Raw genomic sequence first — 22,781 nt, forward strand, 5'->3', positions numbered from 1 at the left:
GTTTTTTTTTTATATTACCCCGGTCCCGGGCCCCGGCACGCCCGCCGGGGGGGCCCGGGTATGGGGCCCGCCCGCCCCGGCTACCCCGGCCCCGGCCTCTCCCGGTGGGCGATACTGGGATCGAACCAGTGACCCCTTCGGTGTGAACGAAGTGCTCTCCCGCTGAGCTAATCGCCCGGGAACGCACTGAACAATACAAGAGCCATGGGGTCCGGTTCAAACCGCGTCCGGACCGGCTGCCAGCCGGGCGGCCAGGGCGTGCCGCCCGGACCGCATCATCAGTGCGTGGTTGAGCCGGAACAGGGGTCGCGCGGGCAGCGACAGGCGGCGCAGCAGCGGCCGCCGCACCTCGACCTCCTGCTCGTACAGGACGCGCGTGCCGCCGCCGCCCGGGCGGGGGTGGAGGGTCCACCGCGCCCAGCCCTCGACGTCCCCGTGGAGGGCGGCCTCCAGGATCCGGCGCGCCGGGTCGCGCAACAGTTCGGCGCTCGTGATCCGGATCTCGTACGGGAGGACGGAGCGGATGCGCAGGGCGCTGCTGTGCGCGTCGATCCGCTCGATCCCCCGGACCTGCGGCCACCAGCGCCAGTAGTCGTCGGCCTGCTCCAGTACGGAGTAGACGCGTTCGGGCGGGGCGTCGAGGTCCCACACGCTGCGGAAGCGGTAACGGCTCCACCGGCCACGGCTGCTGCGGTCCATGGTCCCAGTCTGGCCCTGCGGGACGTGACCGGTGGCGTACTCAGCGCGGATCTGAGTACGCACACCCATGTCCTCGGGGGGTGACCGGCGCCACACTCCGAGCATGAACATGCCTCTGCCGCCCGCTGAGGAGCTGGCGCTGATCGACCGTGAACTGGCAGGACTCGATGCCAGGCGCGGGTACTTGCTGGCCCGCAGGGCCTGGTTGCTGCAGTTCGTGGCGGCGTCGGGGACGGCTGCGGGCGGGGCGCCGGGGCTGCAGCCCGTGAGGACGGCGGAGGCCTCGGGGCCGAGTGCGCAGAACGTGCTGCTGACGCTGGGCGCGGTGCTGCTGGCCGTGGCGGCGCTCGCGTTCACCTTGGTCAGCTGGGGTTCGCTGGGGATCGGGGGGCGGTCGGCGGTGCTGGCCGCGGTGACGGCGGCGGCCCTGGTCGCGCCGGCGCTGTTGCTGCGGCGCGGGCTGCGGTCGACGGCCGAGTCGGTGGCTGCGGTCGGGCTGCTGCTGACGGTGCTGGACGCGTACGCGGTGCACGCGGTGGCCCTCCCGGGGACCGGTGGGACGGCGTACGCGGCCGGGGCCTCGGCCGTGCTGGCGGCGGTGTGGGCGGGGTACGGCGCACTGCTGCCGAGGCTGGTGGTCCCGGCTGTGGGGGCGGTGCTCGCGGTGCAGCTCCCGCTGCCGTTGACGGCCCTGGCAGGGGCCGAGGGTCCCGTGGGGCTCGGGTGGGCGCTGCTGGTGACGGCGGCCCTGGACTGCGTCCCGGCGGTGTCCGGGCGCTTCGCGGCGGGGCTGCGGGCGCGGGCGGCTCGGACGGCGCCCGTGGTGTGGGTCCTGGCGGTGGTGTGCGGGGCGGGGGCGCTGCTGTGCGGTGTTCCGGGGCTGGCGGCGGCGCAGTCGGGGGCCGCCGCGGTGGATCCGGCGCTGCTGGTGGCGGGCTGCGCCGTGCTGGGCGTGGCGGTGGCCTGGCGGGTGCCGGCCGCGTCGGGCGCCGCGCTGGCGGGCGGCCTGGCGGCGGTGGCGGCGCTCGCCGGTCCGGTCCGGCCGGATCTGGCTGCGGGCTGGCCGGTGGTGGTGTGCCTGCTGCTCGCGCTGCCGCTGCTGGGGGCGGCTGCGGTGGCCGCGCTGCCGGGGGCGGTGCGGCGCGGCCTGGGTGGGGCGGGGGCCGTGGTGGCGGCTGGGGCCGCGCTGTGGGGGCTGGTTTCGGCCGTGGCGCCGCTCGCGTCGCGGGCCGAGGTGCCGCGGGAGGTGTGGACGTCCGCTTCTCCGGCGGGGGTCGCGGCTTACGGGCAGGGCGCGCCGGCGGTCGCGGTCCTGCTGATCGCGGCGGGGGCCGCGTGGTGGGCGGCCCGTCTGCTTCCGCCGTCGTGGGCGGGCGCGCCGGACTCGGGTGCGGCGGACACGGGCACGGCAGGTGGGGAAGTGCCGGCTGCGGCCGCGGCGGGCACGGGCGTGCCCGGTGCGGGCGTCGCGGCTGGTGCGCGGGGGGTCGCGGTGGTGTGCGGCTGGGCCGCGCTCTTCCCGGCGCCGATGGGCCAGGGACTGCCGGTGGCGGTGGTGCTGGGGGCGCAGCTGGCGGTGACGGTGGCTGCCGCGGCGGTGGCGCTGCGGGCGGCGGCCGGGGACGTGGCCGGTGCGGGCCGGGCGGCCGCGGTGTGTGCGGCGCTCGGGGCCCTGGACGTGTCCCTGGCGGCGCTGGACGGCCGGACCGCCACGTTCGCGGTGTTCGGGCTGCTGGGTGCGGCCTGCGCGATGGTGACGGCACGGCGGACCGCCCCGGCGGCCGTGCGGGCGGGCGCGGCGGTGCTCGCCGTCGGGTACGCGGCGGCCACGGTGGCGGCGCTGTGTGCGCTGGCGGGGCTCGCGGTGGCCTGGTGGGCCCTGCCCCTGCTGGCGGTGGCCGCCGCGCCGGTGGCCGCGGGACCGCGGCTGGGCCGGGTGCGTGCGGCGGCGGAGGCGGCCGGGGCCGGGGTGGGTGCGGTGGCGCTCACGGTGGCGGGCCGCGAGCCGGGGGTGCTGTCCCTGGCGTGCGCGCTCGCCGCGGTGGTCTGCGCGGGCGCGGCCGCCCGCCCGGAGCGGCGTCGGCTGGGCTGGGCGGCCGCGGTGCTGGGGGTCACGGCGGCGTGGCTGCGGCTGTGGGTGTCCGGGGTGACGGTGACGGAGGCGTACACCCTGCCGGTGACGGCGGCGGCCCTCGCGGTGGGCCTGCTGCGCCGCCGCAAGGACCCGCTGTGCTCTTCCTGGGCGGCGTACGGCCCGGGGCTGGCGGCGACGCTGCTGCCCGGCCTGGCGGAGGCCTGGCGGGACCCGCACTGGCTGCGGCCACTGCTGCTGGGCGGGGCGGCGCTGGCGGTGACCCTGGTGGGGGCGCACCGCCGGCTCCAGGCCCCGCTGCTGCTCGGCGGCGGCGTCCTGGCCGCGGTGGCCCTGCACGAGCTGGCTCCGTACGTGGTCCAGGTGGTCGGCGTGCTGCCGCGCTGGCTGCCGCCGGCGCTGGCGGGGCTGCTGCTCCTGGCGGTGGGGGCGACGTACGAGAAGCGGCTGCGGGACGCGCGCCGGCTGCGGGCGGCGCTCGGCCGCTTCCGATGAGGCCGCTGAGGCCGCTTCCGCGGTGAGGCCGGTTCGGGGGGAGGGCCGGCTCCGGGCTGGCCGCGTCGGCGGGCGGGTGCCCACGCAAAACCCCGAGGGCCCGGTGACGTTTTCCGTCTCCGGCCCCTCGGTCCGGGTGGGCGATACTGGGTTCGAACCAGTGACCTCTTCGGTGTGAACGAAGCGCTCTCCCACTGAGCTAATCGCCCGGGCACACGGCAAACATTACCCCATGTCAGCGGTGCCCTTTGACCATCACTGGTCCTTGAGGTCCCACGGCAGGGTGAGGCCGTACTTCCAGAGGTAGAAGCCGATCAGCGCGCCGGCGATCACGAGCCCCACCGTGGTGAGGATGATGTTGCGGCGGCGGACCTTCGGGTCGAGGGCCTTCTGGGCGGCTTCGGTGACCTTGCGCTTCGTCCAGCGCAGGACGAGGTGCGCCCAGGCGAACTCGGTGGCCCAGATGGCCAGGCCCGCGAAGATCGCCACCCACCCGGGACCGGGCAGGACGAGCATCGCGGCGCCCGCGACGATCACGGCGAGGCCGACGACGAAGACGCCGACCTGCCAGCTCAGGTGCAGCGAGCGGCTGCGCTTGATGAACGCCGGTGCCTTCGACACGTGGGGCGCTGCGTCGGTGGTGGTCGCGGCGCTCTCGGCGCCGGCTTCGTTGCCGGTCTGCCCGGCTGCGGACCCGTGGGCCTCGCGGTCACTCCCCGTATTCATAATCCCGAATCTACCGGAGCCGGAAGCACACGGGTACGGCGGTGGGGATCCGCCGTCCGAGGGACCCAGAGGTCCGCAAAACGGTCAGAGGGGTTTACAACGGCACCGTAGGTGGCATGTCGATTTCGCCGACGTGCGAATCCCCGAGCGCACACTGAGCGAAAGGCCCTGGCGCTTATGAACACCACGGTCAGCTGCGAGCTGCACCTGCGCCTCGTTGTGTCGAGCGAGTCCTCACTGCCTGTTCCCGCGGGCCTGCGGTATGACACGGCCGATCCCTACGCCGTGCACGCCACCTTCCACACCGGCGCCGAGGAGACGGTCGAATGGGTGTTCGCCCGCGACCTCCTCGCGGAGGGTCTCCACCGGCCCACCGGAACCGGGGACGTCCGCGTCTGGCCGTCCCGCAGCCACGGTCAGGGCGTCGTCTGCATCGCCCTGAGCTCACCGGAGGGAGAAGCACTGCTCGAAGCACCCGCCCGGGCGCTCGAGTCGTTCCTCAAGCGCACGGACGCCGCGGTCCCGCCCGGGACCGAACACCGGCACTTCGACCTGGACAAGGAGCTCTCGCACATCCTGGCGGAGAGCTGAGCCAGCCCCCGCGGGGAGCGCCCCCGGTAGCAGCCGGGGACCACTGCGCACCGTCCGACTCGGGGCGACGGTGCGGGCTGGGGAAAAACCACATACGGCAGTGCCGGCGCTGTTCTCGCGGAAGCCGCCCGCGAGAGCGGCGCCGGTGCGCTTGTCGGCGCCGGCCGTCCGCGCGGGTGCACCTCCCGGCGGTGGCCGGGGGCGGCTAGAGTCGGCCCCCAGCGGCGGCATCGGCCCGTCGCCGCAGGCCCGGCCACAGGGAGCGAGTTCCGTGCAGATCCCCCACGACACCCGTGGCGCGCTCGACGTCGTCGTCGCGCTGGTGAACACCGCGGCCGAGGCGGACGAGCCCGACGGCCTCGCGGACGTCGGCTCGCTGCGCGAATTCGTCCGCGAGTACAAGATCAGCGATGTCGGTGAGCTGGGGGCCCGTGACCTGGCGGGCGTCCGGGCGGTCCGCAACAAGTTCGCCCAGATCTTCGCGGCACAGGGCACCCGCGCCGCGGCCGGACTGATCAACGAGCTCGTCGCCACGGCCGGCACCACGCCGCAGCTGACCAACCACGACGACTACGACTGGCACGTGCACTACTTCGCCCCGGGCGCCTCACTGGGCGACCACCTCGCGGCGGACGGCGGCATGGCGCTGGCCTTCATCGTGGTGTCGGGCGAGCAGGAGCGCCTGCGCCGCTGCGAGGCCCCCGACTGCCGCCGGGCCTTCGTGGACCTGTCCCGCAACCGCTCGCGCCGCTACTGCGACAGCCGGACCTGCGGGAACCGGCTGCACGTGGCGGCGTACCGGGCGCGGCGCAAGGAAGCCGACGCGGGGCCCTCAGAGCAGGAAGAGATCGTGCACCGCGGCGAGCAGCAGCAGGGTGCCGATCACCCCTAAGAAGATCATCAGGGGTGGCTGGGAGAGCGCGAAGAGGCAGCCTCGGGGCTCCTCGATGACGGGGGCGGGAGCCGCGGCCGGCGCGGGAACCGTCGGCTCACCCTGCGATGTTTCGAGCATGTCGGGGCGATGATGGCGCAGGACAGCCGGCCCGCGCCCCCAACACGCCAGTGTTCGCGCGGGAGTTCACCCCTTCTCGTCATCCGCGCGGCGAACCGGGGGCGGCGGATCAGATTCCGTGCTTCTTCAGGATCGCCTCGATGTCGGAGAAGTCGTCGTCCGCGGCGGGCTTCGGCCGGGCAGCCGACCGGCCGAGGGAGGGTGCGGACGCGGCGGGCGCCACGGCGTCCTGCGCGGCGCTCCCCCGCGCCGCCCTGGGCGCCCTCCCGGCCTTCCCGGCCTTCCCCGCCTTGCCGGACGCGCCGGCCCCGTCGGCCTGACCCGTCCTGCCGATGGCGCGGCGCTCGACCGCGCGGGTGGTGGCGAACAGGACCCAGGCGAGGGCGAGCACGCCGAAGCCCGCCCACACGGTCGGCTTGAAGACGATGTCGGCGGCCCACGCCACCACACCCGTCAGGACGAGCCCGGCCGGCACCAGTGCGTACGCCGCGATCCGCGCGGCGGTGAGGAAGCGCTTGCGGTAGGCGGTCACCGCGGCGATGCCCAGGCCTGCCGCGGCCAGCGCGGAACATATGGTCTCGGCGAGCATGCGGTCCTCCAGGGCAGTGCCGTCGGGGCGGTTTTCCGTTCCTTCCATCCTGCACCGGGCGCCGCCGCCGGGGCCATGTCCTGGAGGGCCCCGCGGCGGATCTCCGGGAGATCTCGGGGTCCGCCTCCTCCTCAGGGGGTGTGCGACGCTGCCGCAGCCCGGGGGCTGGGAGACTGTCCGCATGACCGATTCCGTGATCCTCGACGTCTGGTGCGAGCTCCAGTGCTCGGACTGCCACAGCGCTCTGGACGACGTACGCGCCCTGCGGGCCCGCTACGGCGACCGGCTGGACATCCGGCTGCGCCACTTCCCGCTGGAGAAGCACAAGCACGCCTTCGCTGCGGCCCAGGCCGCGGAGGAGGCGGCGGAGCAGGGCCAGGGCTGGCCCTACGCAGAGGCCGTCCTGGCCCGCACCGCGGAGCTGGGCGAGCGCGGCGAGGCCGTGCTGGTGGAGGTGGCACGGGAACTCGGCCTCGACGCCGAGGAGTTCGACACCGCCCTGATCGACGGCCGGCACATCCTGATCGTCGACGCCGACCACGCCGAGGGCAAGGCGATCGGAGTCACGGGCACGCCGACGTACGTCATCGGCGGCGAGCGCCTGGACGGGGGCAAGAGCCAGGAGGGCCTGCGCGCCCGCATCGAGGAGATCGCGGACCGGCTGCTGGCCGCCGGCACCGACTGAGCGGCCTAGAGCAGGTCCTTCGCGAAGTGGACGTCGGTCGGCCGGTAGCCGAGGGATTCGTACAGCCTCAGGGCCGGGGTGTTGCCGGCGAAGACGTGCAGGCCGAGCACGCGGTGGCCGCCGGCCAGGGCCGTACGCTCGGCCAGCAGCATCAGGTCCCGCCCGTGGCCCCGGCCGCGGTACGGCTCGGCGACCGCCACGTCGTAGACGTACGCGCCCCGCCCGGCGCGCGAGGGCGCCACCCACAGATGGCCGACGGGGACGCCCGTCGCTTCCAGCACGCACAGGCTGACCTCCGGGGTGTCCAGGCCCCGGGGCAGGTCGCGGGCGTGGTCGGCCTCCGACTTGGCCCGCGCCGCCTCCGGCGGCATGCCCCGGCCGGCCCAGTCGGCGGCGTAGCCCTCCAGCGCTTCGGCGAGCCAGACCTCGTACTCGTCCGGCGTCATGGGCCGGCCCGTCACCCCGCCGGAGAGTGCGGGCGGCTCGGCCGGGAGGTCCTTGGCCATGGTGCGGCCGGTTTCGGCGTAGCCGAGGGCGGCGGCCATGCGCAGGCCCGCCTGCGATGTCGTCGGGACCTTTGCGATGACCCGGCGGCATCCCCAGCCGCGCATCACCTCCTCCGCGGCGAGCGCCGCGACGGTGGCGCGGCCTCGCCCCCGGTCGGGCGGGTCGACCGTCAGGTCGCGGATCTCGCCGACCGTCGGGCCGAAGGGACTGTCGCAGGCGATCAGCAGCGCACCCACGCGCCTGCTGTTGACCCGGATCTCGTAAGGGCGCGACCGGGCGCCGCCGGCGCCCTGCTGGAGCGGCCCGCCGGGCCGCAGGGTGGTGGTCATCCTTGTGGTTCTACCCACCCCGCGGCCGCGTGCACAGCGAATTCCTGGCCGCTCGGCCGTGCGCGCGCCCCTACGGGTCGAGGTCGTCGGCAGCGCGCACGTCGAAGATCCTCATGGCCTCGGCGGTGACGGGGCCGGGGGCGGCCGCGGCGAAGGAGCGGCCGTCGATGCGGCGGACGCCCTGCACGTCGCGCAGGGTGGAGGTCAGGAAGACCTCCTCGGCCTGTTCCAGGACCTCGAAGGGCAGGTCGGTCTCCTTGGCGCCGGCCCATTCCACGACGAGGGCGCGGGTGATGCCGGCGAGGCAGCCGGAAGAGAGGGGCGGGGTGTGCAGCTCCCCGTCCATGACGACGAACACGTTGGAGCCGGTGCCCTCGCAGAGCCGCCCGAGGGTGTTGGCGAACAGCGCCTCGGAGGCGGCGGCCTTGTGGGCGGCGGCGAGCGCCACGACGTTCTCGGCGTAGGAGGTGCTCTTCAGCCCGGACACGGCCGACCTCTCGTTGCGCACCCACGGCACGGTGATCACCGACGTGGTGTCCGGCCTGCGGGTGGTCTCACCGACGGCGACGACCAGGGTGGGACCGGAGTCTCCGCGGTCGGAGCCGAGGGGTGACAGCCCGCCGGTGTAGGTGATGCGCAGTCGACCCAGGGGCATGGGATTGGCCCCGAGGACGGCCTCGCAGGCCCGGCGGACCTCGTCCGGATCCGGGTCGGGCAGGCCGAGGCCGCGGGCGGAGCGGGTCAGCCGCTCCACGTGGCGGGTGAGCGCGAAGACGCGGCCCCCTTCCGCCTTCAGCGTCTCGAACACGCCGTCGCCGACGGTCAGCCCGTGGTCGAACACGGACACCCGCGCGCTTTCGGCGTCCCGCAGCGCGCCGTCGAGCCAGATCATCACCGTACGATCCCTCCGCTCAGCCAGGGGTGCCAGTCACCGCATGCTGCCCCGACGCTACCCGCAGCAACCGGGCGGCCTTCAGCTCGGTCTCGGCCCATTCCCGGTCCGGGTCGGAGCCCCAGGTGATGCCGGCGCCGGTGCCGAAGAGCAGGCGCGGGCCGCCGGGGGCCTGCCGGTCGATCCAGAAGGTGCGTATGCCGACGGCGAGCTCGGCGGTGCCGCGGTCGGCGTCGACCCAACCGATGCCGCCGCAGTAGGGGCCGCGCGGGGCGGTCTCCAGGGCCTCGATGATCCGCAGGGCGGAGGACTTGGGCGCGCCGGTGACCGAGCCGGGCGGGAAGGTCGCGGCGAGCAGTTCCGGCCAGCCGGCACCCTCGGCCAGCTCGCCGCTGACGGTGGAGACGAGGTGGACCAGGCCCGGGTGCTCCTCGACGGCGCACAGCTCGGGGACGGTCACGGAGCCGGTGGCGCAGACCCGGCCGAGGTCGTTGCGGACCAGGTCCACGATCATCACGTTTTCGGCGTGGTCCTTGGGCAACAGGTCGGCGGCGGTGCGGCCGGTGCCCTTGATCGGCCCGGACTCGACGTGGTGGCCGGCCCGGCGCAGGAACAGCTCGGGCGAGGCGGTGGCGATCTCGACGCCGTGCGCCGGGAGGCGGATCGTTCCCGCGTACGGGGCCGGGTTGCCACGGGCGAGCAGTGCGGTGAGGGCGTCCACGTCGGCGCGGTCCGGCTCGGGCAGCGGTGCGGACATCACGCGGCAGAGGTTGGCCTGGTAGACCTCGCCGGCGGCTATGTGCTCGCGGATGCGGCGGACGCCGGCCGTGTACGCGGCCCGGTCCAGGGAGGAGGACCACGCGTCGGCGGCGGGGCCGAGCCAGGCGCCGGGGACGGGCTCCGGCACGGACGCGGCACGTACGTCGCCGAACCGGGCGCAGACCAGGCGCCCCTCGAAGTCTGCGGCGACCGCCCAGAAGCCGGAGGAGTCGAGGGCCGCGGGGTCGCTGGTGACGTCGCGGAGATCGGTCGCGAGGAGGCCGCCGAAGCGGGCCAGAGGAAGCAGGTCGTGCACGGCTGCGAGTCTATGACCGGTGGCGCAAAGCCGCCGTAGAGGTGACCGGCGGGTGACCGGTGGTGATCGGGTGGCAGCACGCTGCGGAAACGCGTTTTTGAGCTGGCCCGGGAATCCGCTACAGTTCAACACGTCGCCAGGGAGCGAAGGGGAAGAACCCCGGAGCGAACAGGATGACGGTGCGGACGTAGCTCAGTTGGTAGAGCACCACCTTGCCAAGGTGGATGTCGCGAGTTCGAGTCTCGTCGTCCGCTCTGAGTGGGGGATCTTCCCGAACCCCTGCAACTCCGAGGTGGAGTGGCCGAGAGGCGAGGCAACGGCCTGCAAAGCCGTCTACACGGGTTCAAATCCCGTCTCCACCTCCAAGGACGATTAGCTCAGCGGGAGAGCGCTTCCCTGACACGGAAGAGGTCACTGGTTCAATCCCAGTATCGTCCACTGGATCTTCGGATCCCCCGCGCGATTAGCTCAGCGGGAGAGCGCTTCCCTGACACGGAAGAGGTCACTGGTTCAATCCCAGTATCGCGCACGCAACACCCGGCACCACCTGTTCGACCTGCGGCTTTCGAGCCGTGGATCCCGCGCGATTAGCTCAGCGGGAGAGCGCTTCCCTGACACGGAAGAGGTCACTGGTTCAATCCCAGTATCGCGCACCGCCCGGAAGCCCCGGCCGTCTCCACGGTCGGGGCTTCCGCGTTGTCGATCACGGTGGGACCGGCCTCAGGACGGGGCGCGCGCCGCCAAGTCGGGCGGGAGCGTGGCCATTCGGGCGCAGGACTCCACCATCAGCCGTTCCACGCCGTCGAGTCGGCGGCGGTTCTCGGCCGATCTCGCCAGGGCGAGGGCGGCGGTCTGCACGGTCAGGGCCCGGGCGGCGAGGTCCAGGGCCGGCCAGGGGTCGCGGCCGGGCGGTCCCGCGGCAGGTCCGCCCGCGGCCCGGTAGGCGTCGAGGAACCGCCCCCAGGCGTCGGCGCCGAGGACCCCGGCCGCGTGCCAGGCGGCGGGCCGGGCCAGGTCCCAGGCCGGCGTCCCGACACCGAGGTCGTCGACGTCGATGAGCCGCCAGCCCCCGTCGGCGGCGCTCCCCCGCACCAGCTGGCCCAGGTGCAGGTCGCCGTGGCACAGGACCCCGCCGGGCGGCGCCGGGGCCGCCCCCCGCACCCAGGCGGGTAGGGACCGAGCGGCTTCCCGCACCACCCCGGGGCCGAGGTCCGGCTCGAAGCGGTGGCCGGTGTGCTCCGCGGACGCGGCGCGGGAGAGGCGGCCGAGGGCGCGGGAGAGCTTGAGGGGGCCGCGCATCGGCGGGAGCGGGCCGGGAAGGGCGTCGAGCGGCACCTGGTGCAGAGCGGCCAGCAGCCGCGCGGCCGCCTCCCAGGGGGCGGCGTCGGGCCGCTCGGGGTCGACCGGGACTCCGTACGGCCACAGGGACACCGGGCGGCCCCGCAACAAACCCGCGCCGGGGCGGAGCGGGGGCAGCAGGACGCCCGCCAGGGCCCGGTCGGCGGCGATCCGCATCCGGACGGCGAGGTCGTCGCAGTCGCTGTCGACGGCGTGCGCCTTGACCACGATCCCGCCGCAGCGGACGACCGTCCCGTCCTCCCGGTCGGCGAGGAGCTCGTACGGCGCTGCGGGCTCGCCGGTGGCGTACGCGGCCAGCGCGGCGGGCAGCGGCGCCGCGGGGGCGGGCACGGAGCCCTTCCTCAGGCGCCGGGCGTCGTGCTCCTGGTTCATCGCGGCTCCCGGACTGTCGTCACTCGCCCTCTCGCAAGCAGGTTACGAAAAGGCGGCCGGGCATGACGTGGGCGAGCGCGGGCGAGCACCCGCGGCGGCGGGCGCGCGTGAGCGTGCTGCCCCTGCGACTCCCCAGTCGCACGGGCAGCACCCTTCACCTGCCGTCCGCCGATCCCCCGTCCCCACGGGGTTCGACGGGCCGATGTCCCGGCCCGGGCCGCTCTCCCGGACCGGGGGCGCCGCTCAGCGCCCCAGCATCACGCCCACGGACGACGCCTGTGCCGCCACCTGGTCGAAACCTCCGAAGAGGAAGAGCAGGAGGGCGGCCAGGGGGAGCACCATGGCCGCGGCCACCAGCGGGTGGCGCGTACCGGACTCGTGGGCGTGGAACGCGAAGGCCTTGCGTCCGTGCCGTGCCGTGTCCGCCATGGTCCTCTCCCCTGTCGTCTGGCTGCGGCGGGCCCGGGACCTCGGGGGACGAGAACGCCGCCCGCCGCATGTCCTCAACACTAGGCGGGCGGGGGTGGCGCGGCGTCCTGCCCTCGTACCCATTGGAGGGCCTCCATGAGGATGACGGGGGGCCTCCGGCGTACTCCGCTGGTTGGAGACCCCGCCCCCGGGATGGGGGATGTCCCGGAGGGGACCGGGAAGGCGGGCGAGCTTGCGGGCCATCTCGACCAGTGCCGCCTTCGTCGCGCCGATCGCGGCGTCGGCCGCCTTGCGGGCCATCGTGGTCTTCGCGAGGAACCTCGGTCGGAAGTCCTCCACGGCGAGCTGGTCGACATCGCGCACGACCTGCTTGGCCCACTTGCGGCCGGTGTCGGTCCGCTGCCGGGCGATCTTCCTCGACACCTTCGCCGCCGCCTTGCGGGCTGTGCGGTATCCGGCGGTGTCGGGCCGGTTCTTCGGGGTCCGGCGCCGGGCCGTCATCCGCTGGTAGCGGGCGAGCGCCGGTCCACGCCGATCACCGCGCCGGTCTCCGGCAGGTTCTCGATCACCGTGGCGACGACGAACGACGCGTACCGGTCCCCGAGGCCGTCCCGGTGCACGCGGACGCTCGTCGGGTCGCAAGGCAGGTCACGCGACCATACGACCCGCACCACCATCCGCCCGACAGGTGCAGCAGCCCGCCCTTGAGCGAGAACCCGCGCCGCGTGTAGTTCGCTGCCACGCCGTCGACCGGCGGGACCCGGTCAGCATCCTGTCGAGCTGCGCCGGACCACACGTGATCTTCTCGGCGGTGGTCTTGTCCAAGCGACGGACCTTGCGGGACATCGCCACGCGCCCGTTCCACACCCACCGACAGCGCGCCCACTCGGCTTCGCGCCGGGCCAACGCGATGGACGACACCCGCAGCCGGAACGTGCACCGGGCATGCCCCCGGCCACGCCTTCGGCTATCGGTCGTCACCATGAGCCGAAGCCAACCGCCCCCGCCGACAACGGAAGAGAGTGCAGGTCAGAACAGATGCGAAGAGAACTCCGGCGCTCCGCGCCCACGCGCCGAGGATCCGTTCCTCCCCCGCCCGAAGGCGGGGGCCTCCCGGAAGAAGTCCGGTGAGTTCGCTCACTTCCGTCACTCCCCGCACACGCGTGTCGTCGTAGGGGCACACCTACGGCCGCCCGGCTCGCACGCCCCGCGCACGCGCCCGCCGCCCGCCGGACACCGCCCCCCTCCGGACCCCGGCATCCCCAACGTCCTTCTCCCGTCGGCGGTTTGGCGACCGACCCACCGGTGCTGTTGAGTCCTCGCGCGGGGCTGAGGCACCCTCAAGTGGGCGCCCGTGCACTGACGATCGATTGCCGGGGCGAGGGCGCGGCCTCTGAGCGCTCGTGCCGGATCCTCCGTAAGCTGTGCCACGTCAACAGGGCGACCGGCAGCGGGGTGGACATGGCGATGATGCGGCTCCGGCGCGAGGACCCGCGTGTCGTCGGCTCGTTCAGGCTGCACCGGCGGCTCGGTGCCGGCGGGATGGGTGTGGTCTACCTGGGGTCCGACCGGCGCGGGCAGCGCGTCGCGCTCAAGGTGATCCGGCCGGACCTGGCGGAAGACCAGGAGTTCCGATCCCGGTTCGCACGGGAGGTGTCCGCCGCCCGGCGGATCCGCGGCGGGTGCACGGCGCGCCTGGTGGCCGCGGACCTGGAGGCGGAGCGGCCGTGGTTCGCCACCCAGTACGTGCCCGGACCGTCCCTGCACGACAAGGTGGCGGAGGACGGTCCCCTGACGGCCGCACAGATCGCGGCGATCGGCGCGGCCCTGTCCGAGGGCCTCGTCGCCGTCCACGAAGCCGGCGTAGTGCACCGGGACCTCAAGCCGTCGAACATCCTGCTGTCGCCCAAGGGACCACGGATCATCGACTTCGGCATCGCCTGGGCCACCGGCGCCAGCACCCTCACCCACGTCGGCACCGCCGTGGGATCTCCGGGGTTCCTCGCGCCCGAGCAGGTGCGCGGCGCGGTCGTCACCCCAGCCACCGACGTCTTCGCACTGGGCGCCACCCTGGCCTACGCGGCCACCGCCGACTCGCCCTTCGGGCACGGCAGTTCCGAAGTGATGCTGTACCGGGTGGTGCACGAGGAGCCGCATCTGGTCGGGGTCCCCGACGCACTCGCGCCCCTCGTACGGGCCTGCCTGGCCAAGGATCCGGAGGACCGGCCCACGACGCTCCAACTGTCGATGCGGCTGAAGGAGATCGCGGCCCGCGAGGCGCAGGGCCTGTCCGACGGGCGTCCGCCGGCACAGCGGGGACCGCGGACCGACCGGCCGACGGGCCGGCTGCCGCAGCCGTACCCGGACGACCGCCCGGAGCGGCGGGAGCGGCGCACGGGCGGCACGCCGGCACCGCTGGCGGCGGGCAAGGCCGCCGGCCGGGCTCCGGCGGGTGGCGGCCCGTCCTCGCGACCCTCCTCGCCGCGGAACCCGGGCGGCCCGTCGTCACGGCCGACGGCGGGCCGTACGGGCGGCCGCCCGGCGCCCCGTACGACGGGAGCGGGGCGGCGGCCCTCCCGGCCGGACCCGCGGCTGATGCGGCAGCGGCTGATCGTCTTCGTCGTGGTGACGCTGATCGTGGCCCTGGGGATCGCCGCCGCCCAGAAGCTCTGAGGCGGCTACGCCTCGCGGCCGTGCGGGGGACGGGTCGCGTAGAACGCCACCGCGGAGGCCGCGGCCACGTTGAGGGAGTCGATGCCCTCGGCCATCGGGATCCGGACCCATTCGTCGGCGGCCCGCAGCGCGTGGGTCGACAGGCCGTGCCCCTCCGAGCCCAGCATGATCGCGCAGCGTTCGAAGCGCTCCGGCGGGACCTGGTCCAGGGGGGTGGCCTTGGGGCTCGGCGTCATGGCCAGGATGCGGTAGCCCGCCTCCCGGACCTTCTCCAAGTCGGCGGGCCAGGAGTCGAGGCGGGCGTACGGCACCGAGAACACCGAGCCCATGGACACCTTGATGGCCCGCCGGTACAGCGGGTCGGCGCAGTCCGGGGACAGGAGTATCGCGCTGATGCCGAGGGCGGCCGCGCTGCGGAACGCGGCGCCCAGGTTGGCGTGGTCGACGAAGCCCTCGAAGACCGCGATGCGCTGGCCGGCACCCTCCCCCGCCAGCAGCTCGGAGGCCTCGGGCAGCGGCTTGCGCTGCATCGAGGCGAGGGCGCCCCGGTGCACGTGGTAGCCGGTGACGCGTTCGGCGAGCTCCGGGCTGACGGCGTAGACGGGTGCGGGGAGTTCGTCGATGACGTCGCGCATGACGTCGACCCACTTGGCGGACAGCAGCATCGAGCGCATCTCGAACCCGGCGTCCTTGGCCCGTCTGATGACCTTCTCGCCCTCGGCGATGAACAGGCCCTCCTCGGGTTCGCGGCGGCGCCGCAGCTCCACGTCGGTCAGGCCGGTGTAGTCCCGCAGGCGCGGGTCGTCGGGGTCTTCGACGGTGATGAGATCAGCCACAGGGTGATACTGCCTTGTCCTGGGTGTGGTGCCAACGTCCCTGTCGGGCGCCGGGAGTTCAGTGGGTCGGGGGTGTGGGGGCGGCTTCCGCGACCCGTACGACGTCGCCGATGACGATGACGGCGGGCGGACGGACGTCCTCGGCGCGGACCCGCTCGCCGACGGTGGCGAGGGTGGCGTCGACGCGGCGCTGGGCGGCGGTGGTGCCCTCCTGGACGACGGCGACCGGGGTGTCGGCCGGGCGTCCGTGGCGGACCAGGGCCTCGGCGATCAGGCCGATCTTGTCGACGCCCATCAGGACCACCAGCGTGCCGGTGAGCTTGGCGAGGGAGGCCCAGTCCACGAGCGATCGCGGGTCGTCAGGACCGACGTGCCCGCTGACCACGGTGAACTCGTGGGCCACGCCCCGGTGGGTGACCGGGATGCCGACGGCGGCGGGCACCGAGATGGAACTGGAGATGCCGGGGACCACGGTGCAGGGGATCCCCTCCTCGGCGAGCGCCTGGAGCTCCTCCATCCCCCGTCCGAAGACGTACGGGTCCCCGCCCTTGAGCCGGACGACGGCCTTGCCCGCCTTGGCGTGCTCGACCAGGGCGTTGTTGATGGCCTCCTGGGCCATGTAGCGGCCGTACGGGATCTTCGCGGCGTCGATGACCTCGACGTGCGGCGGGAGTTCGTCGAGCAGGTCGCGGGGGCCCAGCCGGTCGGCGATGACGACGTCGGCCTCGGCGAGCAGGCGGCGGCCGCGGACGGTGATCAGGTCCGGGTCACCGGGGCCGCCGCCGACGAGGGCGACACCGGGCGTGCCCTGGGGACGGCCGCGGTGGGCGGGGGCGGTGAGGGTGCCGTCGCGCAGCCCCTCGACGACGGCGTCGCGGACGGCGGCGGAGCGGCGCGGGTCGTTGCCGGTGAGCACCGCAACGGTCACGCCCTCCACGCGGCCGGTGGCCGGGGTCCAGGCGGTGGCGGCGGAGGCGTCGTCCGCGCGGACGCACCAGACCCGCTCGCGTTCGGCCTCGGCGGAGGCCTGCTCGTTGACCTCGCGGTGCTGGGTGGCGATCAGCGCGTACCAGGCGCCGGCGAGGTCGCCGTCCCGGTAGCGGCGACGCTCCCAGCGGATCTCTCCGGTCTCGGCCATGGCGTCGACGGAGGGGGTGGCGGAGGGAGAGATGAGGAGGACGTCGGCACCGGCCGCGACGAGCGCCGGCAGCCGGCGCTGGGCGACCTGGCCGCCGCCGATGACGACGACGCGCCGGCCGGCGAGGCGGAGTCCTACGGGGTAGGCGGGGTGTGCCGGGATTGCCATGGCGGTTGCGGCTCCTGGTGCGGCGGGTCTGCGGGCCGCTGCTGCGCTGGAGCGGCTTGTCTTGTGGTGCGGTTGAGTCGGGGCGTGACGTGCGCCTTTGCTGTCCGGGTCCACGATAAGGCCCCGGGCCCGCCTGCCGGGCCCGGGGCCCGGTGACGCACGCCGCACCGGTCGGCCGCCCCCGGCCGGCTCCGGGCTCCGCCCGCGCCCGCGCCCCACACACCGCCGATGCCGGACGGCCGTCGGCCCCCAGAAGGCCCGGCCGCCACCGTCAAGCCCCGGGAAACGCTCCCGAGAGCCCCTTCCGCCCGTCCCGCAGAACCCCTGACGGCCGGCTGCTGACCCGCCCCCGTCCCGGGCTCCGCCCGGCCGGCCCGCACGAAAACGCCGCGTGCCGGAACGGGCCCGGCACCTCTGACGGTGCCCTCACCGAAACCGCCCCTCGGCAACCGGCCCCGCATCTCTGACGGGCCCGTGGCGCAATGGGCCCCCTGGCCGTTCCTCCGGGGCTTCCCGGCTGTCTGTTGGCATTCCGGGGCGGGTCGGTAGGTCAAGGGTGGCCGAAGGCCATCGCATCGCGACGCGACGACGAAGGAGGAGCGCCCTTGAGGCCCCGGAAGGACAACGGGCGGCAGGGAAACCCCTGCCACGCACCCGCCCCCGGTCCACCACGCCGGGCCCCTCGGACCGCGGCCGCACAGCGCGGCTCGCCGTTGCCGAGCACAGCGGTTGGACGCCCGCCGGGAGCAGCGAGGCTGAACTCGCCGGGAAACGGCGCCTGGCCCCGCCCGGCGCTCGGGCGGCGTCGGCGGGGCCGGACCGGGCAGGTCGGTCCGACCCGAACCAGGTCAAGCCGGACCAAAACAAGCCGACCCGAGGACACCCGAGGACACCCGAGCCGACCCGACCCGACCCGAGGACACCCGAGCCGACCCGACCCGACCCGAGGACACCCGAGCCGACCCGACCCGACCCGAGGACACCCGAGTCGACCCGGGTTACTTCTCCGTGACGCCGGCCGAGTCGAACGTGGCGACCTCGTGCATCGCCCGGGCCGCGCTCTGGACCAGCGGGAGGGCCAGCAGGGCGCCCGTGCCCTCGCCGAGGCGGAGGTCCAGGTCGACCAGGGGGCGCAGCCCCAGCTTGTTCAGGGCGGCGACGTGCCCCGGCTCCGCGCTCCGGTGGCCGGCGATGCACGCCGAGAGGGCCTCCGGGGCGATGGCCCGGGCCACCAGGGCGGCCGCACCGGCGCTGACGCCGTCGAGGACCACCGGCGTGCGCAGGGAGGCGCCGCCGAGGATCATGCCGACGATCGCCGCGTGCTCCAGGCCGCCGATGGCCGCGAGGACGCCGATCGGGTCGGCCGGGTCGGGCTGGTGGAGTTCCAGGGCGCGCCGGACGACGTCGACCTTGCGGGCGTGTGTCTCGTCGTTGATGCCGGTGCCGCGGCCGGTGACCTCCGACGGGTCGGCGCCCGTGAACACCGAGATGAGGGCCGCGGACACCGTGGTGTTGGCGATGCCCATCTCACCGGTCAGCAGTGCCTTGTTGCCGGCGGCGACGAGGTCGCGGGCGGTCTCGATGCCGACCTCGATGGCCGCGACGGCCTCCTCGCGGGTCATCGCCGGCCCGGCCGTGAGGTCGGCCGTGCCCGGCCGGACCTTGCGGGGCAGGAGGCCGGGGGTGGCGGGGAGCTCGCCGGCGACGCCGACGTCGATCACGCAGACCTCGGCGCCGACCTGGTTGGCGAAGGCGTTGCAGACCGCGCCGCCGCCGAGGAAGTTGGCGACCATCTGCGTGGTGACCTCCTGGGGCCACGGGGTGACGCCCTGGGCGTGCACACCGTGGTCGCCCGCGAAGATAGCGACCGCCGCGGGCTCCGGGATGGGCGGCGGGCAGACCCGGGACAGGCCGGCCAGCTGCGCCGAGATGATCTCCAGCATGCCGAGCGCGCCGGCGGGCTTCGTCATCCGCTTCTGACGCTCCCACGCCTCGCCCAGCGCCTTCGCGTCGAGCGGGCGGATGCTGGCGACGGTCTCGGAGAGCAGGTCGTGCGGCTCCTCCCCGGGCAGCGCGCGGCGCCCGTACGTCTCCTCGTGGACGACCCATGCCAGCGGCCGGCGCTGCGACCAGCCGGCCTGCGCGAGCTCGGGCTCGTCGGGGAACTCGTCGACGTAGCCGACGCACAGGTAGGCGACGACCTCCAGGTGTTCGGGGAGGCCGAGTTCGCGCACCATTTCGCGCTCGTCGAAGAAGCTGACCCAGCCGACGCCGAGGCCTTCGGCGCGCGCGGCGAGCCAGAGGTTCTCGACGGCGAGGGCGGAGGAATAGGGGGCCATCTGCGGCTGGGTGTGCCGGCCGAGGGTGTGGCGGCCGCCGCGCGTGGGGTCGGCGGTGACGACGATGTTGACCGGGGTGTCGAGGATGGCCTCGATCTTCAGTTCCTTGAACTGCTTCGCCCGGCCCTTGGGCAGCGACTTGGCGTAGGCCTCGCGCTGGCGCTGGGCGAGTTCGTGCATCGCCCGGCGGGTCTCGGCGGAGCGGATGACGACGAAGTCCCAGGGCTGGGAGTGGCCGACGCTGGGCGCGTGGTGGGCGGCTTCCAGGACGCGCAGCAGCACCTCGTGCGGGATCGGGTCGGTGCGGAAGCCGTTGCGGATGTCGCGGCGCTCGCGCATGACGCGCAGCACGGCCTCGCGCTCGGCGTCGGCGTAGCCGGGGGCGGGCTCGCCCGGGGACGGCTCCACCGGCGCGTCGGCGGCCGGTTCCTCGTCGGCGGGCTCGTCGGCGGCGGCCTGCTCGGCCGGCACGGCCCCGTCGGCCGGGGCCCCGGCCGCGGCGGCGGGGACCGGCTCGGGCCCTGCCGCGGGGGCTCCGGCGGCAGCGGCCGGCTCCTCGGCCGCTGCGACCACGGCGACGGCCTCATCAGCCGCGGCAGGCTGGACGGCGGCTTCCGCGGGCTGCGGCTGGGGCTCGGGCTGCGCCTCCGGCTCGGCGGCGACGGGGGCGGCGGGATCCGCCACGGCGGCAGCGGCGGCCACGGCTTCGGCGGCCAAGGGCTCCACGGGCTCCGCAGCCTCTGCGGGGGCGGCGTCGGCGGGCTCTGCCGGGGCAGGGGCGACGCCCACGTGCTGCTCGGGGGCTGCAGCGACCGGATCGGGTTGCGGCTGCGGCTCCTGCGGGGTCACCACGCCCTCGGGGGCCTCGGCGGCCACCACCGGGGCCTCGACGGCCTCGGGCGCGGCGGCGGGCTCCTCCGGCACGGCAACGGCCCCGAGCGCGGGCGCGGGCACGGCAACGGCCTCGGGGGCTGCGGCCTGCTCCGGCGCGGCCACGACGTCCGGGGCGGGCGCGGCTTCGGCCTCGGGGGCGGGCTGCGGCTGCTCCGGCTGGGCCGCAGCGGCCTCGGCGGTGGCCGGCTGCTCGGGCCCGACGGCCACGACGGGCTGGACGGCCTCGGCCGGCTGAGCGGCGTCGGCCGGCTGAGCTGCCTGGGCGGGGACGGCCCCACCGGCCTGGGCGGGGACGGGCCCACCGACCTCGGCGGGGACGGCCCCACCGGCCTGGGCGGGAACGGGCCCACCGACCTCGGCGGGCTGACCGGCCTGGGCCGGGACGACGGCCTCGGCCACGGCCACGGCCACGGCCGGAACGACCGTCTCGGCGACAGCCACGGGCTGCTCGGCGGTAGCCACCGGCTGTGCCACCGCGGGGGCCTGCTCCGCCGCCCACGGCGCGCCGGCCTGCGGCGGGAGCTCGCCGAGCTGCGGCCCGGCGGGTACGCCGCCTTCCGCGCGCGGCACGTCGAGGTACTCGGGGCCGATGGTCGGCGGTCCGGCCTGGGCCACCGGCGCCGGGGGCACCGGCGTACCGGCCGGCGGCGTGGCGGTGGCGACCGGCGCGGGGGCGGGGGCCGTCGGCATCGGGGCCGTCGGGGCGGCGGGGGCCGTCGGCGCCATCGGGGCGGCCGGGCCGCGGTCGGCGAGCGAGCGGACGATACCGGCGCCGTTGGTGGCCTCCGGGACGGGCGGGCCCATGTGCAGCGGCCGGCGGGCGGGGCCCCCCGGCGGGACCGGGCCGATCGGGGAGGCCGGGGCGCCCGTGGGCGGCGGCACCACGAGGCCGCCGAGGTCGAGGGCACCGGAGTCGCGGCCGCCGGCCTCGTGCGCGCCGAGGGTGTACGCGGCCTCGCCTGCGGCGGGGTCGGGGAAGGCGGGCGCGGCGTGGCCGGGGTCCGTGTAGCCGGCCTGGGCCTGTGCCATCGCCTGGGCCTGTGCCATGGCCTGCGCCTGGGCGTCGGCGTAGTCGGTGTAGTCGGCGTAGGGCGCGTCGCCGTAGGAGGTCTCGACGGGGAAGACGGGCGCCGGCGGGACGATCTGCGGGTCGCTCCAGGCGCCGCCCTGGCCGTGCCCGCTCGGCATCAACAGCAGTTCTTCGTCCTCCGGCTCGGCCGGGTTGTCCACGAGGTCCTGGAAGGCGTAGCCCCCCGGGACGGGAGCGGGGACGGAGCCCGGATGCGGGACCGGAGCCGGAATGCCCTGCTGATCCACCATGCCCGCGTTGTCCGGGAGCCCCTCGCCCGGTACCTGGCCGGCGTCAGTCATGCGTACCCCTCGCCCATCGTGTTGCCTCTTCGATCGCCCGGCGCCCACATGACCCAACGAGCGGGGTCGCCGTGGGACGCGTGCGTCGTGCCTACGCGTACGTCCCGTGCGACAACCAGTAAGCATTGTCGCGCCCGTTCGCCACCATGGCGGCCAGAACCGCCACGGTCCGCTGTGGACTGCGCCACGTCGCGCGTCTTGTCCTGCCGCCTCCCCCGGGCATACCAGGGCAGTACGACGATCGGCCAGCCTACCGCGGGCTCAGGCCTGGCGGATCACCGGGCGTTCGGCTGCCAGGAGGAACACCACGGAACGGTCCTGTTCCGTCCAGGTGCGGGTGTCCAGGCCGACGGCCTGGAGCAGGGCGCATTCGACGGTGTACCCGCCTTCGGCCAGGGCGCGTCCGATGGCTTCGGCTTCGTCGCGGGTGGAGGCGTGGCTGACGATCCGCTCGGGGCGCCGGTCCGCGACGGCCGCGACGACCGCGGCTCCCCCGCCGCCGACGCGGACGACGTCCGGTTCGGGGAGGTCCTCCAGGACGTGCGGGGCGCGCCCCGGGACGACTTGGAGCTGTACGCCGCGCGCGCGGGCGGCCGTGGCGGCGCGTTCGCAGGCGCGCGGGTCGGCGTCGACGGCGATGACGGCGGCGCCGAAGGCGGCGGCTTCCACGGCGAAGGCCCCGGAGCCGGATCCGATGTCCCAGACGAGGTCGCCGGTGCGCGGGCCGAGCCGGGCGAGCTGGGCGGCGCGCAGCGGGGCCGATTCCCCTTCCGCGCTGTGGGGCAGGGGGTGGGCCCAGCCGCGTTCTCCGGTACGAGCCGGGTTCTGGCCGAGCAGCCAGGGCGGGTCGGCGGCCACGGCCCGACCGCCGATGACGATGACGACGTTGGGGTTGCGCCAGCCGTGGTCGGGGGCCTTGTCGGAGGTGACGACGGTGACCTGCTCGCGCTCGGTGCCGAGTTCCTCGCAGATGACGAAGGTGCGGTGGACCGGGCCCAGCAGCAGGGCGAGTTCGGCGGGGCCGGCGCCGGGCGAGGTGAGGACGGCGACCTTGCCGTGGGCGCGGCAGACGTTGACGGCGCGGCGCAGGGTGCGGGGGGTGGCGACGACGACCTGGGCGTCGTCCCAGGGCATGCCGGCGCGGGCGAAGGCGGCGGCGACCGAGGAGACGGCGGGGACGACTTCGACTTCGAGGCCGTATTCGGGGGCGCGCAGGGTGCGGACGGCGCCGAAGAAGCCGGGGTCGCCGTCGGCGAAGACGACCGCGCTGCCGCGGTGGCCGGCGATGCGGCGGGCGGCGAGGCCGAGGCTGCCGAGGCGGATGCGTTCGGCTGCGGGCGGAACCTCGGGCAGTGCGAGGTGGTGGGCGGCGCCGGCCACGAGGGTGGCGGCCGAGAGCGCGGAACGGGCGGCCGCGGTCAGGGGCGAACCGTCCCAGCCGATCACCGTGACCCGGTCGGCCATCGTCGTCTGTCTCCTGGGGTGGGGGCGGGCGAGGTGTCATGGGGGC

General features: G+C 75.2%; 18 protein-coding genes, 7 tRNA genes and 1 pseudogene. 10 read left to right on the plus strand and 16 right to left on the minus strand.

The genetic code is table 11. The features are described from left to right. Positions 1-105 precede the first annotated feature (105 nt). Positions 106-177 (minus strand) — tRNA-Val (locus tag ACFV7Q_RS07065). A gap of 39 nt (positions 178-216) precedes the next feature. Beyond that, on the minus strand, positions 217-699 hold the full coding sequence (locus ACFV7Q_RS07070) for an SRPBCC family protein (RefSeq protein WP_385424599.1): 483 nt from the start codon (positions 697-699) through the stop codon (positions 217-219). A 103-nt stretch (positions 700-802) separates the two neighbouring features. On the opposite strand from ACFV7Q_RS07070, the gene ACFV7Q_RS07075 reads away from it, so the two are divergent. Further along, positions 803-3,286, plus strand: a complete 2,484-nt coding sequence (locus ACFV7Q_RS07075; RefSeq protein ID WP_385424601.1) for an SCO7613 C-terminal domain-containing membrane protein — start codon at positions 803-805, stop codon at positions 3,284-3,286. 137 nt (positions 3,287-3,423) lie between these two features. On the opposite strand, the gene ACFV7Q_RS07080 is transcribed toward ACFV7Q_RS07075, so the two are convergent. Together ACFV7Q_RS07080 and ACFV7Q_RS07085 are read right to left on the minus strand one after the other, a co-directional pair. After that, positions 3,424-3,495 (minus strand) — tRNA-Val (locus tag ACFV7Q_RS07080). Between the two features lie 46 nt (positions 3,496-3,541). Next, entirely contained in the window at positions 3,542-4,012 is a 471-nt protein-coding gene (locus ACFV7Q_RS07085; RefSeq protein ID WP_385424604.1) for a TIGR02611 family protein, read from the minus strand. 177 nt (positions 4,013-4,189) lie between these two features. Between ACFV7Q_RS07085 and ACFV7Q_RS07090 the strand changes: the two genes are divergently transcribed. Both ACFV7Q_RS07090 and ACFV7Q_RS07095 read left to right on the plus strand, forming a co-directional pair. Further along, on the plus strand, positions 4,190-4,603 hold the full coding sequence (locus ACFV7Q_RS07090) for an SsgA family sporulation/cell division regulator (protein WP_030011909.1): 414 nt from the start codon (positions 4,190-4,192) through the stop codon (positions 4,601-4,603). A gap of 271 nt (positions 4,604-4,874) precedes the next feature. Beyond that, positions 4,875-5,495 carry a CGNR zinc finger domain-containing protein gene (locus ACFV7Q_RS07095; protein ID WP_385424607.1) on the plus strand — a complete coding sequence of 207 codons (621 nt, stop codon included), beginning with the start codon at positions 4,875-4,877 and terminating at the stop codon, positions 5,493-5,495. On the opposite strand, the gene ACFV7Q_RS07100 is transcribed toward ACFV7Q_RS07095, so the two are convergent. Both ACFV7Q_RS07100 and ACFV7Q_RS07105 read right to left on the minus strand, forming a co-directional pair. Then, positions 5,436-5,615 carry a hypothetical protein gene (locus tag ACFV7Q_RS07100; protein WP_385424610.1) on the minus strand — a complete coding sequence of 60 codons (180 nt, stop codon included), beginning with the start codon at positions 5,613-5,615 and terminating at the stop codon, positions 5,436-5,438. The genes ACFV7Q_RS07095 and ACFV7Q_RS07100 overlap by 60 nt on opposite strands. A gap of 109 nt (positions 5,616-5,724) precedes the next feature. Next, entirely contained in the window at positions 5,725-6,204 is a 480-nt protein-coding gene (locus ACFV7Q_RS07105; RefSeq protein ID WP_385424755.1) for a hypothetical protein, read from the minus strand. Positions 6,205-6,385: 181 nt separating this feature from the next. On the opposite strand from ACFV7Q_RS07105, the gene ACFV7Q_RS07110 reads away from it, so the two are divergent. Continuing rightward, positions 6,386-6,889, plus strand: coding sequence for a DsbA family protein (locus ACFV7Q_RS07110; RefSeq protein ID WP_385424612.1), 504 nt, complete (start codon positions 6,386-6,388; stop codon positions 6,887-6,889). A gap of 5 nt (positions 6,890-6,894) precedes the next feature. Here ACFV7Q_RS07110 and ACFV7Q_RS07115 read toward each other — a convergent pair whose 3' ends face one another. The 3 genes from ACFV7Q_RS07115 to ACFV7Q_RS07125 all read right to left on the minus strand — a co-directional run bounded on the left by ACFV7Q_RS07115 (position 6,895) and on the right by ACFV7Q_RS07125 (position 9,692). Further along, complete coding sequence (locus ACFV7Q_RS07115) at positions 6,895-7,725, minus strand: GNAT family N-acetyltransferase (RefSeq protein ID WP_385424615.1); 831 nt, start codon at positions 7,723-7,725, stop codon at positions 6,895-6,897. 70 nt (positions 7,726-7,795) lie between these two features. Then, a complete protein-coding gene (locus tag ACFV7Q_RS07120; RefSeq protein ID WP_385424618.1) occupies positions 7,796-8,620 on the minus strand; it encodes an aminotransferase class IV in 825 nt (274 codons plus the stop codon). A gap of 16 nt (positions 8,621-8,636) precedes the next feature. Then, positions 8,637-9,692, minus strand: a complete 1,056-nt coding sequence (locus tag ACFV7Q_RS07125) for a chorismate-binding protein (protein WP_385424621.1) — start codon at positions 9,690-9,692, stop codon at positions 8,637-8,639. A gap of 181 nt (positions 9,693-9,873) precedes the next feature. Here ACFV7Q_RS07125 and ACFV7Q_RS07130 point away from each other — a divergent pair. The 5 genes from ACFV7Q_RS07130 (at position 9,874) to ACFV7Q_RS07150 (ending at position 10,345) form a co-directional block, all read left to right on the plus strand. Further along, positions 9,874-9,946, plus strand: a tRNA-Gly gene (locus tag ACFV7Q_RS07130). Between the two features lie 37 nt (positions 9,947-9,983). Beyond that, positions 9,984-10,057, plus strand: a tRNA-Cys gene (locus tag ACFV7Q_RS07135). Position 10,058: 1 nt separating this feature from the next. Next, positions 10,059-10,130 (plus strand) — tRNA-Val (locus ACFV7Q_RS07140). A gap of 19 nt (positions 10,131-10,149) precedes the next feature. Then, positions 10,150-10,221 (plus strand) — tRNA-Val (locus ACFV7Q_RS07145). A gap of 52 nt (positions 10,222-10,273) precedes the next feature. After that, positions 10,274-10,345, plus strand: a tRNA-Val gene (locus ACFV7Q_RS07150). 67 nt (positions 10,346-10,412) lie between these two features. Here the strand turns inward: ACFV7Q_RS07150 and ACFV7Q_RS07155 are convergent. The 3 genes and pseudogenes from ACFV7Q_RS07155 to ACFV7Q_RS07165 all read right to left on the minus strand — a co-directional run. After that, positions 10,413-11,423 (minus strand): phosphotransferase family protein, encoded by a 1,011-nt coding sequence (locus ACFV7Q_RS07155; protein WP_385424624.1) that lies wholly within the window; start codon positions 11,421-11,423, stop codon positions 10,413-10,415. A 243-nt stretch (positions 11,424-11,666) separates the two neighbouring features. After that, a complete protein-coding gene (locus ACFV7Q_RS07160) occupies positions 11,667-11,852 on the minus strand; it encodes a hypothetical protein (RefSeq protein ID WP_385424758.1) in 186 nt (61 codons plus the stop codon). 222 nt (positions 11,853-12,074) lie between these two features. Further along, positions 12,075-12,836 (minus strand): annotated as a pseudogene (locus ACFV7Q_RS07165) (RNA-guided endonuclease TnpB family protein); the annotation flags it as partial. A gap of 477 nt (positions 12,837-13,313) precedes the next feature. On the opposite strand from ACFV7Q_RS07165, the gene ACFV7Q_RS07170 reads away from it, so the two are divergent. Next, positions 13,314-14,525 (plus strand): serine/threonine-protein kinase, encoded by a 1,212-nt coding sequence (locus ACFV7Q_RS07170; protein WP_385424625.1) that lies wholly within the window; start codon positions 13,314-13,316, stop codon positions 14,523-14,525. 5 nt (positions 14,526-14,530) lie between these two features. Here ACFV7Q_RS07170 and ACFV7Q_RS07175 read toward each other — a convergent pair whose 3' ends face one another. From ACFV7Q_RS07175 to cbiE, 4 genes are all read right to left on the minus strand, one after another. Continuing rightward, complete coding sequence (locus tag ACFV7Q_RS07175) at positions 14,531-15,361, minus strand: TrmH family RNA methyltransferase (protein WP_385424629.1); 831 nt, start codon at positions 15,359-15,361, stop codon at positions 14,531-14,533. A gap of 58 nt (positions 15,362-15,419) precedes the next feature. Beyond that, positions 15,420-16,667, minus strand: a complete 1,248-nt coding sequence (gene cobA / locus ACFV7Q_RS07180; protein WP_385424632.1) for a uroporphyrinogen-III C-methyltransferase — start codon at positions 16,665-16,667, stop codon at positions 15,420-15,422. A 998-nt stretch (positions 16,668-17,665) separates the two neighbouring features. Continuing rightward, the gene (cobT, locus tag ACFV7Q_RS07185; RefSeq protein ID WP_385424635.1) at positions 17,666-21,271 is read right to left on the minus strand and encodes a nicotinate-nucleotide--dimethylbenzimidazole phosphoribosyltransferase; all 3,606 of its coding nucleotides are present in this window, start codon (positions 21,269-21,271) and stop codon (positions 17,666-17,668) included. Positions 21,272-21,532: 261 nt separating this feature from the next. Then, positions 21,533-22,735: a precorrin-6y C5,15-methyltransferase (decarboxylating) subunit CbiE gene (gene cbiE, locus ACFV7Q_RS07190; RefSeq protein ID WP_385424638.1), complete on the minus strand. Its 1,203-nt coding sequence runs from the start codon at positions 22,733-22,735 to the stop codon at positions 21,533-21,535. Positions 22,736-22,781: the final 46 nt, after the last annotated feature.

The organism is Streptomyces sp. NPDC059851 (genome assembly GCF_042732005.1).
Lineage (GTDB): Bacteria > Actinomycetota > Actinomycetes > Streptomycetales > Streptomycetaceae > Streptomyces.

Coding starts and splice junctions, on each gene's coding strand:
- ACFV7Q_RS07070 (WP_385424599.1), bottom strand. CDS start 699: ATGGACCGCAGCAGCCGTGGCCGGTGGAGCCGTTACCGCTTCCGCAGC.
- ACFV7Q_RS07075 (WP_385424601.1), top strand. CDS start 803: ATGAACATGCCTCTGCCGCCCGCTGAGGAGCTGGCGCTGATCGACCGT.
- ACFV7Q_RS07085 (WP_385424604.1), bottom strand. CDS start 4,012: ATGAATACGGGGAGTGACCGCGAGGCCCACGGGTCCGCAGCCGGGCAG.
- ACFV7Q_RS07090 (WP_030011909.1), top strand. CDS start 4,190: ATGAACACCACGGTCAGCTGCGAGCTGCACCTGCGCCTCGTTGTGTCG.
- ACFV7Q_RS07100 (WP_385424610.1), bottom strand. CDS start 5,615: ATGCTCGAAACATCGCAGGGTGAGCCGACGGTTCCCGCGCCGGCCGCG.
- ACFV7Q_RS07105 (WP_385424755.1), bottom strand. CDS start 6,204: ATGCTCGCCGAGACCATATGTTCCGCGCTGGCCGCGGCAGGCCTGGGC.
- ACFV7Q_RS07110 (WP_385424612.1), top strand. CDS start 6,386: ATGACCGATTCCGTGATCCTCGACGTCTGGTGCGAGCTCCAGTGCTCG.
- ACFV7Q_RS07115 (WP_385424615.1), bottom strand. CDS start 7,725: ATGACCACCACCCTGCGGCCCGGCGGGCCGCTCCAGCAGGGCGCCGGC.
- ACFV7Q_RS07155 (WP_385424624.1), bottom strand. CDS start 11,423: ATGAACCAGGAGCACGACGCCCGGCGCCTGAGGAAGGGCTCCGTGCCC.
- ACFV7Q_RS07160 (WP_385424758.1), bottom strand. CDS start 11,852: ATGGCGGACACGGCACGGCACGGACGCAAGGCCTTCGCGTTCCACGCC.
- ACFV7Q_RS07170 (WP_385424625.1), top strand. CDS start 13,314: ATGGCGATGATGCGGCTCCGGCGCGAGGACCCGCGTGTCGTCGGCTCG.
- cobA (WP_385424632.1), bottom strand. CDS start 16,667: ATGGCAATCCCGGCACACCCCGCCTACCCCGTAGGACTCCGCCTCGCC.
- cobT (WP_385424635.1), bottom strand. CDS start 21,271: ATGACTGACGCCGGCCAGGTACCGGGCGAGGGGCTCCCGGACAACGCG.
- cbiE (WP_385424638.1), bottom strand. CDS start 22,735: ATGGCCGACCGGGTCACGGTGATCGGCTGGGACGGTTCGCCCCTGACC.